Annotated in this window: 18 protein-coding genes; 9 read left to right on the top strand and 9 right to left on the bottom strand. The window is 56.0% G+C overall.

The genetic code is table 11. From position 1 onward, the window contains the following. Positions 1 to 238 precede the first annotated feature (238 nt). The 5 genes from uvrC (at position 239) to ACEWL3_RS02960 (ending at position 4067) form a co-directional block, all read left to right on the top strand. On the top strand, positions 239 to 2104 hold the full coding sequence (uvrC, locus tag ACEWL3_RS02940; protein WP_386177535.1) for an excinuclease ABC subunit UvrC: 1866 nt from the start codon (positions 239 to 241) through the stop codon (positions 2102 to 2104). Positions 2105 to 2189: 85 nt separating this feature from the next. Further along, on the top strand, positions 2190 to 2855 hold the full coding sequence (pgsA, locus tag ACEWL3_RS02945; RefSeq protein WP_386177536.1) for a CDP-diacylglycerol--glycerol-3-phosphate 3-phosphatidyltransferase: 666 nt from the start codon (positions 2190 to 2192) through the stop codon (positions 2853 to 2855). Next, positions 2855 to 3100 carry a molybdopterin converting factor subunit 1 gene (gene moaD / locus ACEWL3_RS02950; protein ID WP_114877137.1) on the top strand — a complete coding sequence of 82 codons (246 nt, stop codon included), beginning with the start codon at positions 2855 to 2857 and terminating at the stop codon, positions 3098 to 3100. Before pgsA ends, moaD begins: the two co-directional genes overlap by 1 nt. Beyond that, complete coding sequence (locus tag ACEWL3_RS02955) at positions 3100 to 3552, top strand: molybdenum cofactor biosynthesis protein MoaE (protein ID WP_386177537.1); 453 nt, start codon at positions 3100 to 3102, stop codon at positions 3550 to 3552. Before moaD ends, ACEWL3_RS02955 begins: the two co-directional genes overlap by 1 nt. Positions 3553 to 3620: 68 nt before the next feature. Further along, positions 3621 to 4067: a universal stress protein gene (locus tag ACEWL3_RS02960; RefSeq protein WP_386177538.1), complete on the top strand. Its 447-nt coding sequence runs from the start codon at positions 3621 to 3623 to the stop codon at positions 4065 to 4067. 68 nt (positions 4068 to 4135) lie between these two features. On the opposite strand, the gene ACEWL3_RS02965 is transcribed toward ACEWL3_RS02960, so the two are convergent. The 3 genes from ACEWL3_RS02965 to ubiA form a co-directional block, all read right to left on the bottom strand. Next, positions 4136 to 4465 carry a hypothetical protein gene (locus ACEWL3_RS02965; protein ID WP_114877140.1) on the bottom strand — a complete coding sequence of 110 codons (330 nt, stop codon included), beginning with the start codon at positions 4463 to 4465 and terminating at the stop codon, positions 4136 to 4138. Beyond that, positions 4452 to 6359 (bottom strand): OmpA family protein, encoded by a 1908-nt coding sequence (locus ACEWL3_RS02970; RefSeq protein WP_386177539.1) that lies wholly within the window; start codon positions 6357 to 6359, stop codon positions 4452 to 4454. Before ACEWL3_RS02970 ends, ACEWL3_RS02965 begins: the two co-directional genes overlap by 14 nt. Before the next feature lie 61 nt (positions 6360 to 6420). Then, on the bottom strand, positions 6421 to 7383 hold the full coding sequence (ubiA, locus tag ACEWL3_RS02975) for a 4-hydroxybenzoate octaprenyltransferase (protein ID WP_386177540.1): 963 nt from the start codon (positions 7381 to 7383) through the stop codon (positions 6421 to 6423). Positions 7384 to 7395: 12 nt separating this feature from the next. Between ubiA and ACEWL3_RS02980 the strand changes: the two genes are divergently transcribed. The 3 genes from ACEWL3_RS02980 (at position 7396) to ACEWL3_RS02990 (ending at position 10080) form a co-directional block, all read left to right on the top strand. Further along, entirely contained in the window at positions 7396 to 8124 is a 729-nt protein-coding gene (locus tag ACEWL3_RS02980; protein ID WP_386177918.1) for a 16S rRNA (uracil(1498)-N(3))-methyltransferase, read from the top strand. After that, the gene (locus ACEWL3_RS02985; protein WP_114877144.1) at positions 8121 to 8648 is read left to right on the top strand and encodes a hypothetical protein; all 528 of its coding nucleotides are present in this window, start codon (positions 8121 to 8123) and stop codon (positions 8646 to 8648) included. Before ACEWL3_RS02980 ends, ACEWL3_RS02985 begins: the two co-directional genes overlap by 4 nt. 61 nt (positions 8649 to 8709) lie before the next feature. After that, positions 8710 to 10080 (top strand): glutamate--cysteine ligase, encoded by a 1371-nt coding sequence (locus ACEWL3_RS02990; RefSeq protein ID WP_386177541.1) that lies wholly within the window; start codon positions 8710 to 8712, stop codon positions 10078 to 10080. On the opposite strand, the gene ACEWL3_RS02995 is transcribed toward ACEWL3_RS02990, so the two are convergent. Together ACEWL3_RS02995 and ACEWL3_RS03000 are read right to left on the bottom strand one after the other, a co-directional pair. Then, positions 10077 to 10451: a hypothetical protein gene (locus tag ACEWL3_RS02995; protein WP_386177542.1), complete on the bottom strand. Its 375-nt coding sequence runs from the start codon at positions 10449 to 10451 to the stop codon at positions 10077 to 10079. The genes ACEWL3_RS02990 and ACEWL3_RS02995 overlap by 4 nt on opposite strands. A gap of 27 nt (positions 10452 to 10478) precedes the next feature. Then, on the bottom strand, positions 10479 to 10655 hold the full coding sequence (locus tag ACEWL3_RS03000; RefSeq protein ID WP_435000493.1) for a hypothetical protein: 177 nt from the start codon (positions 10653 to 10655) through the stop codon (positions 10479 to 10481). On the opposite strand from ACEWL3_RS03000, the gene ACEWL3_RS03005 reads away from it, so the two are divergent. Then, entirely contained in the window at positions 10599 to 10979 is a 381-nt protein-coding gene (locus tag ACEWL3_RS03005) for a hypothetical protein (protein WP_386177543.1), read from the top strand. The two genes, ACEWL3_RS03000 and ACEWL3_RS03005, sit on opposite strands and share 57 nt — an antisense overlap. A gap of 121 nt (positions 10980 to 11100) precedes the next feature. Here ACEWL3_RS03005 and ACEWL3_RS03010 read toward each other — a convergent pair whose 3' ends face one another. Genes ACEWL3_RS03010 through pyrC form a run of 4 tightly spaced genes read right to left on the bottom strand, consistent with a single transcriptional unit; the run spans position 11101 to position 13896 of the window. Continuing rightward, the gene (locus ACEWL3_RS03010) at positions 11101 to 11724 is read right to left on the bottom strand and encodes a LysE family translocator (RefSeq protein WP_386177544.1); all 624 of its coding nucleotides are present in this window, start codon (positions 11722 to 11724) and stop codon (positions 11101 to 11103) included. Continuing rightward, the gene (locus ACEWL3_RS03015; RefSeq protein ID WP_386177545.1) at positions 11721 to 12011 is read right to left on the bottom strand and encodes a hypothetical protein; all 291 of its coding nucleotides are present in this window, start codon (positions 12009 to 12011) and stop codon (positions 11721 to 11723) included. The genes ACEWL3_RS03010 and ACEWL3_RS03015 overlap by 4 nt, the downstream gene beginning before the upstream one ends. Next, on the bottom strand, positions 12008 to 12616 hold the full coding sequence (gene plsY / locus ACEWL3_RS03020) for a glycerol-3-phosphate 1-O-acyltransferase PlsY (RefSeq protein WP_386177546.1): 609 nt from the start codon (positions 12614 to 12616) through the stop codon (positions 12008 to 12010). Before plsY ends, ACEWL3_RS03015 begins: the two co-directional genes overlap by 4 nt. Next, positions 12616 to 13896, bottom strand: coding sequence for a dihydroorotase (gene pyrC, locus ACEWL3_RS03025; protein WP_386177547.1), 1281 nt, complete (start codon positions 13894 to 13896; stop codon positions 12616 to 12618). The genes plsY and pyrC overlap by 1 nt, the downstream gene beginning before the upstream one ends. Between the last annotated feature and the right edge of the window lie 60 nt (positions 13897 to 13956).

A 13956-nucleotide genomic window follows, 5' to 3' on the forward strand; every position in this document is an offset into this window, starting at 1 on the left:
GTTACAAAAAGCCCTTTGTTTTCAGTGAGTTGATATTAAGATAAGAAAATATCATTATAAATCAGACGTTTACAAAGATGCCTAAAAATTAGGCAAATCTACGAAGGGGGCCAAAAGCAACAATAATTTCGCCAAGGTCAGAAGTTATCAGCAGAGTTATCCACAAGTTCCGTGGACATGTTAAGTCTTGTGGCGAACCACGCCATATTGCAGCGCAGACAGAGAATCAGACAGCCCGATGAACCAGATCCCCAGCTCCCCGCCGCAAGGCCATGAGGTCATTCAAAGTTATCTCAAAACGATTGACACCTCGCCGGGGGTGTACCGGATGTTGGATGCAGAAAGCCGTGTCCTTTATGTAGGTAAGGCCCGTAATTTGCGTGCCCGCGTCAGTAACTATGCGCGTCCCGGCGGCCACTCCGGGCGGATTGCCCGGATGATTGCGGCCACCACGTCGATGATGTTTCTGACCACCAAGACAGAGACAGAGGCGTTGTTGCTGGAACAGAACCTGATCAAGCAACTGAAACCCAAATTCAATGTGCTCTTGCGCGATGACAAAAGCTTTCCGAACATCTTGGTGACAGCGGACCATGATTTCGCTCAGATCAAGAAACACCGCGGTGCCAAAAAAGAGAAAGGCAGCTACTATGGTCCTTTCGCCAGCGCAGGTGCCGTAAACCGAACGCTAAACCAATTGCAGCGGGTTTTTCTGTTGCGTGACTGTTCAAACTCAATGTTCGACAGTCGAACGCGGCCCTGTTTGCAACACCAGATCAAGCGGTGTTCGGCACCTTGCGTCGGCAAAATTTCGAAAGAGGACTATGCCCAAACAGTCCGCGATGCGGAACGCTTCCTGACAGGTAAAACCACAGACATTCAGGCGCGTCTGGCTACCGAGATGTCGCGCGCCTCACAAGAGATGGAATTTGAACGCGCAGCCGCCCTGCGCGATCGGATCAAGGCATTGACCCAAGTGCAAACAGCACAAGGGATCAACCCCAAAGGCGTGTCAGAAGCTGACATCATTGCCCTGCACATGGACAGTGGACAGGCCTGCGTGCAGGTTTTCTTCATCCGTGCCAATCAAAACTGGGGCAACCGCGACTACTATCCGCGTGTGGGGCCGGATGTGGATGCCGCAGAAGTGTTGGAGGCGTTTATTGGTCAGTTTTACGATACCCGCGAACCGCCTCGTCAACTGATCCTGTCCAACGAGATTGAGAACCCTGACCTGATGGCGGATGCCCTTGGCGGCAAAATCGGCCGCAAAGTTGAATTGCTGGTCCCTCAAAAAGGTGAAAAAGCGGAGTTGGTGGATGGTGCTCTGCGCAATGCCCGTGAATCTTTGGCCCGTAAACTGGCCGAAACCGCGACACAAACCAAGCTGTTGAAAGGTCTGGAAGAGGCGTTTGAATTGCCCGCCCCCCCAACCCGGATCGAAGTTTATGACAACAGTCACATTCAGGGCACCAATGCGGTTGGTGCAATGATCGTGGCAGGTGCCGACGGCCTGATGAAGAACCAATACCGCAAGTTTAACATTCGCGGTGAGGAACTGACCCCAGGCGACGATTTTGGCATGATGAAAGAAGTGCTGACCCGGCGCTTTAAACGATTGATCAAAGAAGACCCTGGCCGCAACGGCGGCATGTGGCCTGATCTTTTGTTGATTGACGGTGGTGCGGGACAGGTCAGTGCTGTTGCTTCGATTATGCGGGAATACGGGGTTGAGGATATTCCGATGGTCGGCGTTGCCAAAGGTGTCGATCGGGATGCCGGCAAAGAAGAATTTCACCGCGTCGGTAAACGGCCAATGGCGCTGCGGCACAACGATCCGGTATTGTACTTTGTACAACGTCTGAGGGACGAGGCGCACCGCTTTGCCATTGGCACCCACCGCGCAAAACGGGCCAAGTCGGTTGGTGCAACACCGCTTGATGATGTGCCGGGCGTCGGGGCCGCACGCAAACGATCGCTGTTGGCGCATTTTGGATCCGCCAAAGCGGTGGCGCGTGCGAATTTGAGCGATCTCAAGGCTGTTGACGGTGTATCTGATGCCTTGGCCGAGACGATTTATGCCTATTTTCACGAGCGCGGATAAGCCCGCAGTGACTGCGTATTCGGGGATCAGGGATTGTGCTCTGTTGGCGCTTTTAAGCCAGCATGGGCCGTAGTAAGGTGCCGTTATGAAATGGAACCTGCCCAATATCTTGACGCTTTTGCGACTGGTCGCGGCCCCTGGCGTGGCATTGATGTTTCTATACTTTACAAGACCTTACGCAGATTGGTTTGCGCTGATCCTGTTTGTGCTGGCCTCTGTCACCGATTGGCTTGACGGCTATCTTGCCCGTGCATGGAAACAAGAGACCAAGCTTGGTGCGATGCTCGACCCGATTGCGGACAAAGCGATGGTGGTCATCGCCCTGATGGTGATCATTGGTTTTTCAAGCTGGTCGCCTTGGCTGGTACTCCCCGCCACGGTGATCCTCTTTCGAGAAGTGTTTGTGTCAGGGCTGCGTGAATACCTGGGTGATGTTGCCGGGACGCTGAAAGTGACCGCTTTGGCCAAATGGAAAACCACCATGCAAATGGTCGCAATTGCGGTCCTGTTTTCGCAGGGGGTGTTTGAACATTATCTCGGGATGTCCGTTTTTGGCATGGATCAGGATATGATTGGCGCAATCCTGAACGGTGACGAAGAGGATTTGTTTGGTTTGAACTGGAAACTTGCCGGGATGGAATGGTCGGGCCGCGTTGGACTGTGGTTGCTGTGGATCGCGGCAACACTAACGGCGGTGACAGGATATGATTACCTGATGAAAGCCCTGCCACATCTGCGAGAGGGGCGTTAATGGACGTTTTGTATTTTGCATGGGTACGTGAACGTATCGGGGTGCCGCGTGAGCAGGTGCAGACAGAGGCGGCGACAGTTGCTGATTTGGTCGAAGAGTTGCGCGCACGCGAGGAGCGTTATGCGCTGGCCTTTTCTGATCTGAGCGCGCTGCGCGTCGCCGTTGACCAGGAATTGAGCGATTTCGATGCGCCGTTGAAAGGTGTTCGAGAACTGGCGTTTTTTCCTCCAATGACGGGCGGCTGATGCGCATTTCTGTTCAGGACTCATCCTTTGATCTGGGCGCAGAAACCGCAGCTTTTGCTCAGGCTCAGAACAGTCTGGGCGCGATCGTAACCTTTACGGGTGTGGTGCGTGACACCCCGGATCACGCATTGGAAGTAATGGAAATTGAGCATTACCCCGGCATGACCGAAAAAGCGATTTCGTCCATCGCGGAACAGGCAATCAAACGGTTCGGGCTTGGCGACGCGCTCATCATTCATCGGCATGGGCGGCTGGCCCCGGGCGACGTCATCATGATGGTTGCGACTGCCGCACGGCACCGCAGAGACGCGTTTGATGGCGCGGAATTTCTGATGGACTACCTTAAATCCCGCGCCCCGTTTTGGAAGCGGGAGGTCGGCCATGATGGGGCGACCTGGGTCGAGGCGCGAGATGAGGATGAAGACGCATTATCGCGCTGGTCAGAATCTTGATCTCAATCAAAGTATTGTGCGTGCCCCTCTCCTAGGGTGGTGAAGAGATTTACCCGGAGGAAAGACCTATGATTACCAAAATACTCGTCGGCTACGACGGTTCAGAAGCTTCAGATCGGGCCTTGCGATTGGGTTGCGACATCGCCACCAAATACCGTGCCAAAATCGAAGTATCGCATACCCCCAAAGACGAAACCGTGAGCTATGCTGCCGAAGCGATTTCGGGCTTTTATATAGGCCCAAATGTCGCGCGCGACGAAACCTTGCTGGCCGCGGCAGAAAAGATGGCTGACAAGGCACGTGCAATTGCCGCTGATTGTGGCCATCAGGGCCTTGAGGTGCATATTGGCCATGGCAATCCGGCGGAAGATCTGCTTGCCCGCGCCAAATCGGATGGTGTTGACCTGATTGTCACAGGGCGGCGCGGTCTTGGCGATTTGCGCGGATTGTTGTTGGGCAGCACCTCACATGGAGTCAGCGCAAAGGCGGAATGTGCGGTTCTGACCGTCGCCTAAGTTATGGGTAGCGGTTCAAGCGGGACCGCGGCCCAGCACTTGGAAAACAGGTAAGCTCGCTTGCAGTCTCAGCTGGCTTCGCGTTGCTGTTCGATGAATGCGCGCATTTCTTCGGCTTCATGACGCGCATCGCGCAGCCCGTCCATGGCGGCGCGCAATTCTGCTTCGGTTTGGGCCAATTGATTGGTCAACTCGGCCTCACGCTGCTGCAGGTAGGTAATCGCCTGATCGCGGGTTTCTTCAGCCTCGTGCAGTTCTTGGCTCATCCGATCCAGTTGAGCGACATCATCGGCTGCGACACGGGTAAAACGATGCAGCAGCCAGTTGGCAAACCAACCCAGACAAAAAGCCACAAAGAGAATAATCGCTGTTGCGAGGACGAACTCAGTTCTGCTCATCGTTGGGGCCTTCTTGCACTTGATCTTGCAGTGTATCGCCCGTTTTTGCGGTACTTTCCAGCGTTGTTTGTTCCGGATCACTCACTGTATCCGGACGGATCAGGCGAAATTCGATACGACGGTTTGCTTCGCGCCCTGCTTCGGTGCCATTGTCGGCAATCGGATTGTCTTCGCCATAGCCACGCGCGACAAAGGAACCGGTCAGAACGCGGCGGGCGCGCAGCTCGTTCAGAACAGATTCAGCGCGCGATTGCGAAAGGGCAAGGTTCATTTCTTCCCGGCCCTGACTGTCGGTATGTCCTTGAATTTCAAGCATTAAATCACCGCAACGTTTCAAAATCTCGGCGATGTCATCCATCGTATCAAGAGCAGAGGCGTCGATTGTCGCACTGCTCGGCTCAAAATTGATTTTGCCTACTTTCAAAACAGCACCGATTTCGGCCTCACATTCGTCTGGCGTTGGCAGGCCCAGAACCGGATCAAGTTTTTCCTGATAGGTGACATCAATGTCAAACGCCGCCCCTTCCCCCAGCTTTCCGGCAAGCAAAGACGATATTTCCGTGCTGGCGTCCGGGTTGCCCGTGTTCCCCGTCACAGAAAGAGCATCGGGCGTGACGGTCATCGCGCCATTGCTGAGCGTTGAAAGCGCCTCGAGGCCTGTCAAAACCCGCGGTGCCCAATCGTCCGGCAATTCTTCGTCAATGCGTGCGGCGGTGTAGACCTTGTCAGAACCAAACCGCGCCTTGGCAAAGCTATCGGCCAGTTCGCGCAGGGCATCACTGCTCAGGCGACCGCGCAATTGCACCTGACCTTCGGGGCTGAGCGTGGCACTGAATTCGGGCGGGCCTGCGTTTGGATCAACGACCGCAGGCAGGCTGGCATGCAAAGCAAATACATCCGGCAAACTGGTCTCCAGCTCGCCTATCACCCGGTCAAAAAGGGCCTGATCAGTTCCTGCAGCCGCCAGCAAAGTGATATCGGCATCGGCCAATGTGACGGACCCACCACCAAGTTGTTGCACGGCATCCATCGCCATTGATGCGGCTTCTGTCCAATTTGGACTGGGCACGCCCATGCCAATGGTACACCGTGCGGAATCAGTCAGCCCCGCGCGTCTGCCTGCTTCGACGATGCGTTTGCGCGCCGTTTCGGTATCAGCAGAACAGGCATCGAAACGACCACCATTCTCGTCCAGCTCAAACCGCAGGGTAAAGGGGGTGATCACCGGACGCGGGGCCGCGATATCCAGAATGACCTCTAGCCCTGATGGGATGGATTTTCTAACGGTGGTTTCCATCTTGGCCTTCGCGGCAGCGCTGTCCGCAATGGCCGTGATCGAAACGCGGCCCGCTTCGACTGAGACTTTGGCACGCGGCAGCAGCGCCATTGCACTGATCGCGAAATCAAGGGAGTCCTGCCAGCCTTGCGGCGCAGGGTAATCGGCGGTTTCAAGAAGATCGGCCACTTTTTCATCGCCTACCATCGCTTGAAATCTGGCAATGGTAGCGGCTTTGTCCGTGCTTGCAGGAATCAGTCCAATGACTGAAATACCGGAATCATTGCGCAACACTTCGGCAGAAAAATGCGGTGGTGCGATTGCGGCCTGCGCCTCGACTTCCATATCATCAATGACACGCGCGGCGTCTACGATGCCGCCTGCGGTTGTCAGGGCACGAAAGCGAACGGCTTCGGTCGGAGCAATCCCGGCAAGCGTGACCTTCAGTCCATCTGCTTCCACTTCAGCCCAAGTCATGCCTTGGTCATCGAGTGCATTGCGCACCCCGATTTCCGAGTTTTCTTCGATCAGTTGCACAGAAAAATTCGCGGCCACCAAAGAAACCACCGCAGCCGCAGCAAACGTGAGGGCGATCGTTAGGACAGAGGACAAGCGCATGGGGGTACTTCTGTATTACTCATGATTGGTCTTTGATACGCAAGTGGGGCAGGGGGTGCAATCATACCAGCAGCGCGACTGCGTAAAACAACAGCGGGATCATGCCGGTGTCTCGATTGGCAAGAAACAATTGGTGGCACTTGGCGGGGTTGTGGATGTCGAGGCCGCGCAATTGCCATGCCATATGCCAGCCCATTGCCCAAGGGCCGCCCAATGCGATCACAAGTGCCAGCACGGACGCATTGGGCATTGCGCTAAAAACAACCGCAAGTCCCATCAATCCGACGGACGCCGCCAAGAACCTCCGCAACCATTGACTTGTATTGTCGCCAAACAGCCGCGCGGTGGATTTCACACCGATCAGGGCGTCGTCTTCGGTATCTTGATGCGCATAGATGGTGTCATAGAAAAGCGTCCATGCAATGCCCGAAAAATAGAGCAAAACAGCGGGCGATTGAAGGCTGCCCGTGTGGGCCGTCCAGACCAGCAAAGCCCCCCAGTTGAACGCAAGTCCCAAAAACGCTTGCGGCCACCAGGTAAAGCGTTTGGCAAATGGATAGATCGCCACCAGCAAAAGCGATAGTACGCCCAGTGAGATGGCCGCGCGGTTGAACGTAAATAGGATCAACGCCGCCGCCAGCGCTTGTAACACCATCCAGCTAACGGCACCGCGCACGCTGACCTGACCCGACGGAATCGGCCGTGACCGGGTGCGGGCGACCTGTGAATCAAAATTGCGGTCGGTGATGTCGTTCCACGTACACCCCGCACCGCGCATCAAAAACGCCCCCAAGGCGCAGCCAATGAATATCCAAAGGTCACCCCAGCGCGGCGTCTGGTCAAAAATGATGGCCAGCGTCAAACCCCACCAGCACGGCAACAGCAAAAGCCATGTGCCAATGGGCCGATCCGCCCGACTGAGGCGCAGATAGGGACGTGCAAACGCAGGTGCGTATCTGTCCACCCAATTGTCGTTTGGCGCATCTGCGACAGGTGCATCTGGCGAAGGTGGAGGGTTGTGCATATATCTTGGTCCATGAACGCAAAAATCAGACTTTATGTAGAGCACCCTTTGGGTCAGGGGCAATCGCTGACTTTGGACAAAGCGCAGGCGCATTATCTCTTTGGCGTGATGCGCTTGGCCGTTGGCGCGGCCATTTTGGTCTTTAATGGGCGCGATGGCGAATGGCGTGCGGATGTTACAGAGGCTGGCAAACGCGGTGGCGTTCTGCGTTGCGTGGCGCAAACGAAACCCTTGCAGATGCCGCCCGATCTGTGGTTGCTGTTTGCCCCGATCAAGAAAGCGCGCACTGATTTTATTGTGGAAAAGGCCACAGAAATGGGGGCCGCGCGCATTCTGCCAGTGATGACAGCCTTCACCAATGCTGGCCGGATTCAGCGTGACAGATTGCAAGCCCATGCAGTTGAGGCAGCAGAGCAATGCGGCGGGACCTATGTGCCCGAGGTTGCGGACGCTGTAAAACTTGATCGGCTGTTGGAAAGCTGGGACAGCGAACGCAAGATCATGTTTTGCGACGAGGCGCTGGCAGGTGGTACTGCCTGCTTGCCAGATATCACTGCGGCTGTTGGACCGTGGGCGATCCTGATCGGGCCAGAAGGCGGGTTTTCTGACAAGGAACGTGCGCGGTTGCACGGGTTGGACTTTGCACATCCCGTAACGCTTGGCCCGCGCATTCTGCGCGCGGACACCGCAGCAGTTGCCGCGATGACGCTTTGGCAGGATCGATTGGGGGATTGGGCATGACTTTCTTCCGACCAGAAGCGCAAGCAGAGCTTTGGCGGTGGCGCGAATGCCTTGTGGGGCTGGTGATAACGGCACTTGGCCTATGGCTGGTGTTGGGGCCTGGCCTGTTGCTGGCGGTGCCGGGATATGCGCTCATTCTGGGCGGCGCGGCCGGCATCTGGCTGGGCGTGCAACGCGCGCGATTTCGGGGCGCGGACGGCGGGGCAGGGGCGGTGCAGGTCGACGAAGGGCAAATCACCTACTTTGGGCCACTGACTGGCGGTACCGTCGCCCTGCGCGAAATGGACCGACTGAGCCTTGAGCGGGCGATGTTTCCGGCGCATTGGCGCTTGGATCAGCCGGGTCAGCAGCCACTGTTAATTCCCGTAAATGCAGCAGGATCAGAGGCATTGTTTGATGCATTTGCCAGTCTGCCCGGATTAAAGACGGAACGGATGCTGACCGAATTACACGCCACCCGGCATCAAGCGGTTGTGATCTGGCGACGCGGTGGTGGGCCGCTTGAGACAGGCTTGTTGCATTGACACCCCCGGCAAATGCCCGCATCCAAGTCTGACCCTTTTTTCTAATTTCGGAGCCTTGATCATGTCTATTCCTCAGTCCGGCGGCGGGCCCATAGAACACCACGATCAATTGGCCCAATACCTGGCAGATGGCTGCAAGCCGAAAGAGGATTGGCGCATTGGCACCGAGCATGAAAAGTTTGGCTATTGCAAAGATTCGTTGCTGCCTTTGCCGTATGAGGGGCCACGCTCCATCCGGGCGATGTTGGAAGGTCTGCGGGATCGGCACAATTGGACCCCCGTCACAGAAGGCGGCAAGCTGATCGGGCTGGAAAAGAACGGCGCGAATGTATCGCTTGAACCGGGCGGTCAGCTGGAATTATCGGGTGCCCCGGTCGAAACCATTCACGAAACCTGCGACGAGGTGAACATCCACCTGCGCGAGGTCAAGGACGTGGCCGATGATATCGGTGCCGGTTTTATTGGCCTTGGTGCTGCACCGATCTGGACCCACGAGCAAATGGATCTGATGCCCAAGGGGCGTTACACCTTGATGAATGACTACATGGGCCGCGTGGGCACGATGGGCCGCATTATGATGCGGCGGACCTGTACCGTGCAGGTGAACCTCGATTTCGGCTCAGAGGCGGACATGATCAAGAAGATGCGGGTCGCCTTGGCGTTGCAGCCAGTGGCAACCGCACTTTTTGCAAATTCACCATTTTTCGAAGGCAAGATAAACGGCTACAAATCCCTGCGCAGCCGTGTGTGGCGTGATCTGGATGCCTCGCGCACCGGCACCTTGCCATTTGTATTTGAGGATGGGTTCGGGTTTGAGCGTTGGGTCGAATATGCGCTCGATGTGCCGATGTACTTTGTGTACCGTGATGGCAAATACATCGACGCGCTAGGCATGTCATTTCGTGATTTCATGCAGGGAAAGCTGCCGGCTTTGCCCGGTGAAATGCCGACACTGAGCGACTGGGCCGATCATTTAACCACCGCGTTCCCCGAAGCCCGGATGAAAAAGTTCATCGAGATGCGGGGGGCCGATGGGGGACCATGGCGGCGGCTTTGCGCGTTGCCGGCGTTTTGGGTTGGGCTGATGTATGATCAATCCGCATTGGACGCTGCATGGGATCTTGTCAAAGGGTGGAACAGCGCTCAGCATGATGCGCTGCGCGTGGCAGCCTCGGTGGACGGTCTGCAGGCCAAAGTGACAGGCATCAACATGCACGACATCGCCCGCGAGGTTGTAGCCTTGTCTGATGCGGGCCTCAAGGCGCGTGCCCGCGCCGGCGCGGGTGGCATGGTGCCGGATGAGACCCATTTTCTAAATGCGCTTAAAGAGAGCATTGAAACCGGCAAGGTCCCGGCAGATGAACTGCTGGATGACTACAACGGCAAATGGAACGGCGATCTGAACCAGATTTATGCGGACTACAGTTACTAGCTGCTGCCGCTTTTGGCCAAAACACGGGTTTGGTAGAGCGACCGGATTTCTTCTTTCTGGTTGATCCGAAGCTGTGCCTCTTGTTCCGGGCTGCGTTCATAAAGGTATTTGTATCCGGCAAACGGATTGGCCGATTTGGGACCTTCTACAAGTGTCTTGTGCTTGCGTTTGCCAGCCCCAAAGCTGTTTTCATCAAGCTCTGATGGAGAGATCATAAAAAAGAAATGCAGCTTGACCGCGACAAACGGTGTGGCGATCATGGCCACCATGACCAACAGCCTCGTAGAGGTCAGGGCCGGGTCTTTTTGCATGTCTTTGGCGATGTTTGATATTCCGCCTGCCACATCTGGGGCTGGCACATTTGCTTGCATTTCGGCGAACACCGCCCAGATCGCGTCTCAGCCAATCGCGTTTAGGATCGCAGTCACCGCAAAAATGCTGTTGCAATTACTGTCGCCATCCTCACCGCCAAATGCCATTCCCATGCGGACAGAAGCCATTGCGCTTTTTCCGCTGTCATGAAGTCGACGCATGGTCAGAGACAGACGCGGGATGAAAGTGATGGTGAAAAGCATCAACGATTCGTATTAGAACGGATTGAGTGGTGGCACTTTGCGGGCAAGAAGGAAGCCCCAGAACGCGTCTGCATCGTCTGGAACCATCACAAGATTCAGCAACCAGATGACGGGCATGACGCACCAATATTCAAGTTGCGAAGCGCGATCGTCAAACTTAATAGCCTTGAAGGCAAAGTTCTCAAAAAGGAAAAGAATTCCATCGTCTGCCAGCGCCTTCCCGGTCCCAATATTGATTACCATCCAAAATTGAAATTCGCCCAAATTGAGGCGAAGTTTCGGCGAGTCTGGCGCAAGATTAATGATCAGGACGTGTATTATTGAACTATTCTGATTGGTCTGAACGCTGGACACGCAGACCGGTGGGAAACTGCCACACTAGCTTGGTGCAGGCAGGATATTTTGCATGATCACGATACGCAAGGTGCCGATGGCATGAGTGTACCTACCCAATCTTGGCAGTGAGCACTTTTATTGCAATGGCCCCAAACGCCAGCGCAAAGAAGCACTCAAACCAACGTTTTGCACGGGCGTATGCCGATGCCATAGTTGCCGAGGAAAAGATCACAGCGTAAAGGTGAAACATGATCAGGCTTTGTATGCCGACGGCCAGGATCACCGTGATCAAAGCGGCGGGTGGCGTGCCAATGGGAATGCCGATCGCATAAAGCGCGCCAAAAAACAAAATCGCCTTGGGGTTTGTAAGGTGCAATGCCAGACCTTTCACATAGGCGCAGCGCGGGGTGGTCAAAGGCAGCGGCCTCGTCATCAACTTGTTGCCGTACCATGCGGATCGCGCGGCTTTGAGCGCCAGCCACATCAGATAGGCCGCGCCGATATAACGCGCGACCTCAAACATCCACGCGTTTGCCGCCATCACGGCCCCTAAACCAAATGCTGCGGACACCGACCAGATAAATGACCCTGTCGTCACCCCAGAAGCCAGCGCCAGACCAACACGACGACCAGACGACATGGATGTGCCGGCAATGGCAAGGGTGGCTGGTCCGGGGCTGCCTGCAGCGATGAAGGCGGCGAATAAGATGACGGGCAGGTTCACATCGGTCATGATGCCGCGACCTCGGTTTGGCCCGGATCAGGCTGATAACCTCGCAAAAAGGCCATCACCTTTTCCGCAGGCATTTCGCACGGATAAAGGAGCGGCCCGGCCGCCAAGTCATAAAAGTTCAGGCTGATATAATCAGGCCCGCCCAGTTCCTCGGCCACCAATTTCGCTGAACGGCCATTGTTAAAGATGCTGCGTGTGGCGACATAGCGCCTGCCATGCGCAGTGCCCGTGCTGGTTCCGATCGGCAGCGCCGCAAGCCGTGCGACCACATCACCCGGCGGTGTCACACTTTTTGGCCTATCTTCGGCTCAACACCCGCTTTGATGCGTTTCATATTCGCGCGGTGCCGCCAGAAAACCAGAAGGGTCAGTACGATACCAAGCACAAGTGCAGTTCCATACCCCAGAAATACCATTAGGAAAGTCGACGCCGATGCAGCCGCCAATGCACCCATTGACGAAATCCGACTTGCTGCTACGGCAATCAACCAGACGACGCAACATCCGACACCAACAGGCCATGCCAAAGCCAGCAAAATACCCAGAAACGTTGCCACCCCTTTGCCGCCGCGAAAGCCCAGCCAAACCGGATAGCAATGGCCGATCATTGCAGTCAACGCAGCCACTTGCGCCGCATCCTCGCCCGCAAATATCCGCGCCAGCAGGACCGCGACGGCCCCTTTTCCGCCATCCAATAACAGCGTCAGCGCCGCGGCTTTCTTGTTGCCGGTGCGCAGGACATTGGTGGCCCCGATATTGCCCGACCCAATTTCTCGCAAATTGCCGAGACCCATATAGTTGGTCACGATCATGCCAAAGGCGATCGATCCGATCCCATAGCCAATCACAGCCCAAAGGATCAAAACTGCAAGTGAACTGTCAATAATCGGCATCAAGAGCCCTCGTAAACACATGTTCCGGCGACGTAAGTTGCAAGCACCTTACCCTGCATCCGCATCCCGTCAAATGGTGTGTTGCGCGATTTTGACCGCAGTTTGGCCCGGTCCATCACAAAGGGCGCATCGGGATCAAATAAAACTAGATCGGCAGGGGCACCTGCGCTCAAACGACCTCCGGGAAGGCCAAGGCGTTTTGCAGGATTCAACGACATCGCGCGCCACAAAGTCGGCAGATCCATCAATTCTGCATGCACAAGCCGCATGGCTGCGGGCAATAGCGTTTCCAGACCTACAGCACCTGAGGCCGCTTCTTCAAACGGCAGACGCTTGGATTCCTCATCCTGCGGCGTATGCATAGAACAGATGATATCGATCAATCCGCTCGCGACGGCCTGGGCAACCGCGATGCGGTCGTCCTCATCCCGAAGCGGCGGTTTGAGCTTAAAGAACGTGCGATAATCAGCCACATCGAGGGCATTCAATGTCAGATGATGTATGCCGATGCCCGCAGTAATATCCAGCCCATTTTTCTTGGCGCGTTCCAGCGCGGGCAGGGCGCGGGCTGTGGTGATCTGATCAGCATGGTACTTTGCACCCGTCATCTCAATAAGCGCGATGTCCCGGTCCAACCCCATGCGTTCGGCCATGGGAGAGACGGCGGGCAACCCACGCAAAGAGGCGAATTTCCCGGACGTCGCGGCAGCCCCTTTGCTGAGGATCGGCTCTTGAGGATGTGCGATCACCAATGCGCCAAGGCTACGGGCATAGATCAGGGCGCGCGCAAACACTTTGGTATCGGTGATCACACGGTCGCAGTCGGTGAACGCGGCGGCACCTGCGTCCATCAAAAAACCAATCTCGGTCATCTCGCGGCCTGCACGCCCTTTGGTCAGGGCGGCCATCGGCACGACGTTCACCGGTGCCGCTTCGTTGGCGCGGCGGGTGACGAATTCCAATACTTCGGGGCTGTCGATGGCGGGCGCTGTGTCAGGGCGGGTGATCATTGTGGTCACGCCCCCCGCCGCCGCCGCCATGCCAGCAGATCGATAGCTTTCCTTGTGCCGCTCACCCGGTTCGCACACTTTGACACCCAGATCGACAATGCCAGGGGCAAGGTATTTGCCCTTGCAGTCGATCACTTTTGCATCTGCGGGCAAAGGGGCCATATCAGCCGAAATTTTACTGATCTTTCCTTGATCCACACTCAGCGTGCCGGATGTGATCCTGCCGCTTTCGGGGTTGATCAGCTTGGCATTGATAAAATGCAGCGTCATGGCGGGCCTTTTGGTCAGAATGCAATGCTTTGGGCATGTCTTGCCCGAAAACGGGCTGTG

It is taken from the genome of Sulfitobacter sediminivivens (assembly GCF_042611115.2).
Taxonomy (GTDB): Bacteria; Pseudomonadota; Alphaproteobacteria; order Rhodobacterales; family Rhodobacteraceae; genus Sulfitobacter; species Sulfitobacter sediminivivens.

What these genes read in the sequence shown, in the direction of transcription:
- uvrC (WP_386177535.1), top strand. Translation starts at nt 239, where the DNA reads ATGAACCAGATCCCCAGCTCCCCGCCGCAAGGCCATGAGGTCATTCAA.
- pgsA (WP_386177536.1), top strand. Translation starts at nt 2,190, where the DNA reads ATGAAATGGAACCTGCCCAATATCTTGACGCTTTTGCGACTGGTCGCG.
- moaD (WP_114877137.1), top strand. Translation starts at nt 2,855, where the DNA reads ATGGACGTTTTGTATTTTGCATGGGTACGTGAACGTATCGGGGTGCCG.
- ACEWL3_RS02955 (WP_386177537.1), top strand. Translation starts at nt 3,100, where the DNA reads ATGCGCATTTCTGTTCAGGACTCATCCTTTGATCTGGGCGCAGAAACC.
- ACEWL3_RS02960 (WP_386177538.1), top strand. Translation starts at nt 3,621, where the DNA reads ATGATTACCAAAATACTCGTCGGCTACGACGGTTCAGAAGCTTCAGAT.
- ACEWL3_RS02965 (WP_114877140.1), bottom strand. Translation starts at nt 4,465, where the DNA reads ATGAGCAGAACTGAGTTCGTCCTCGCAACAGCGATTATTCTCTTTGTG.
- ACEWL3_RS02970 (WP_386177539.1), bottom strand. Translation starts at nt 6,359, where the DNA reads ATGCGCTTGTCCTCTGTCCTAACGATCGCCCTCACGTTTGCTGCGGCT.
- ubiA (WP_386177540.1), bottom strand. Translation starts at nt 7,383, where the DNA reads ATGCACAACCCTCCACCTTCGCCAGATGCACCTGTCGCAGATGCGCCA.
- ACEWL3_RS02980 (WP_386177918.1), top strand. Translation starts at nt 7,396, where the DNA reads ATGAACGCAAAAATCAGACTTTATGTAGAGCACCCTTTGGGTCAGGGG.
- ACEWL3_RS02985 (WP_114877144.1), top strand. Translation starts at nt 8,121, where the DNA reads ATGACTTTCTTCCGACCAGAAGCGCAAGCAGAGCTTTGGCGGTGGCGC.
- ACEWL3_RS02990 (WP_386177541.1), top strand. Translation starts at nt 8,710, where the DNA reads ATGTCTATTCCTCAGTCCGGCGGCGGGCCCATAGAACACCACGATCAA.
- ACEWL3_RS02995 (WP_386177542.1), bottom strand. Translation starts at nt 10,451, where the DNA reads ATGCAAGCAAATGTGCCAGCCCCAGATGTGGCAGGCGGAATATCAAAC.
- ACEWL3_RS03005 (WP_386177543.1), top strand. Translation starts at nt 10,599, where the DNA reads ATGAAGTCGACGCATGGTCAGAGACAGACGCGGGATGAAAGTGATGGT.
- ACEWL3_RS03000 (WP_435000493.1), bottom strand. Translation starts at nt 10,655, where the DNA reads ATGCTTTTCACCATCACTTTCATCCCGCGTCTGTCTCTGACCATGCGT.
- ACEWL3_RS03010 (WP_386177544.1), bottom strand. Translation starts at nt 11,724, where the DNA reads ATGACCGATGTGAACCTGCCCGTCATCTTATTCGCCGCCTTCATCGCT.
- plsY (WP_386177546.1), bottom strand. Translation starts at nt 12,616, where the DNA reads ATGCCGATTATTGACAGTTCACTTGCAGTTTTGATCCTTTGGGCTGTG.
- pyrC (WP_386177547.1), bottom strand. Translation starts at nt 13,896, where the DNA reads ATGACGCTGCATTTTATCAATGCCAAGCTGATCAACCCCGAAAGCGGC.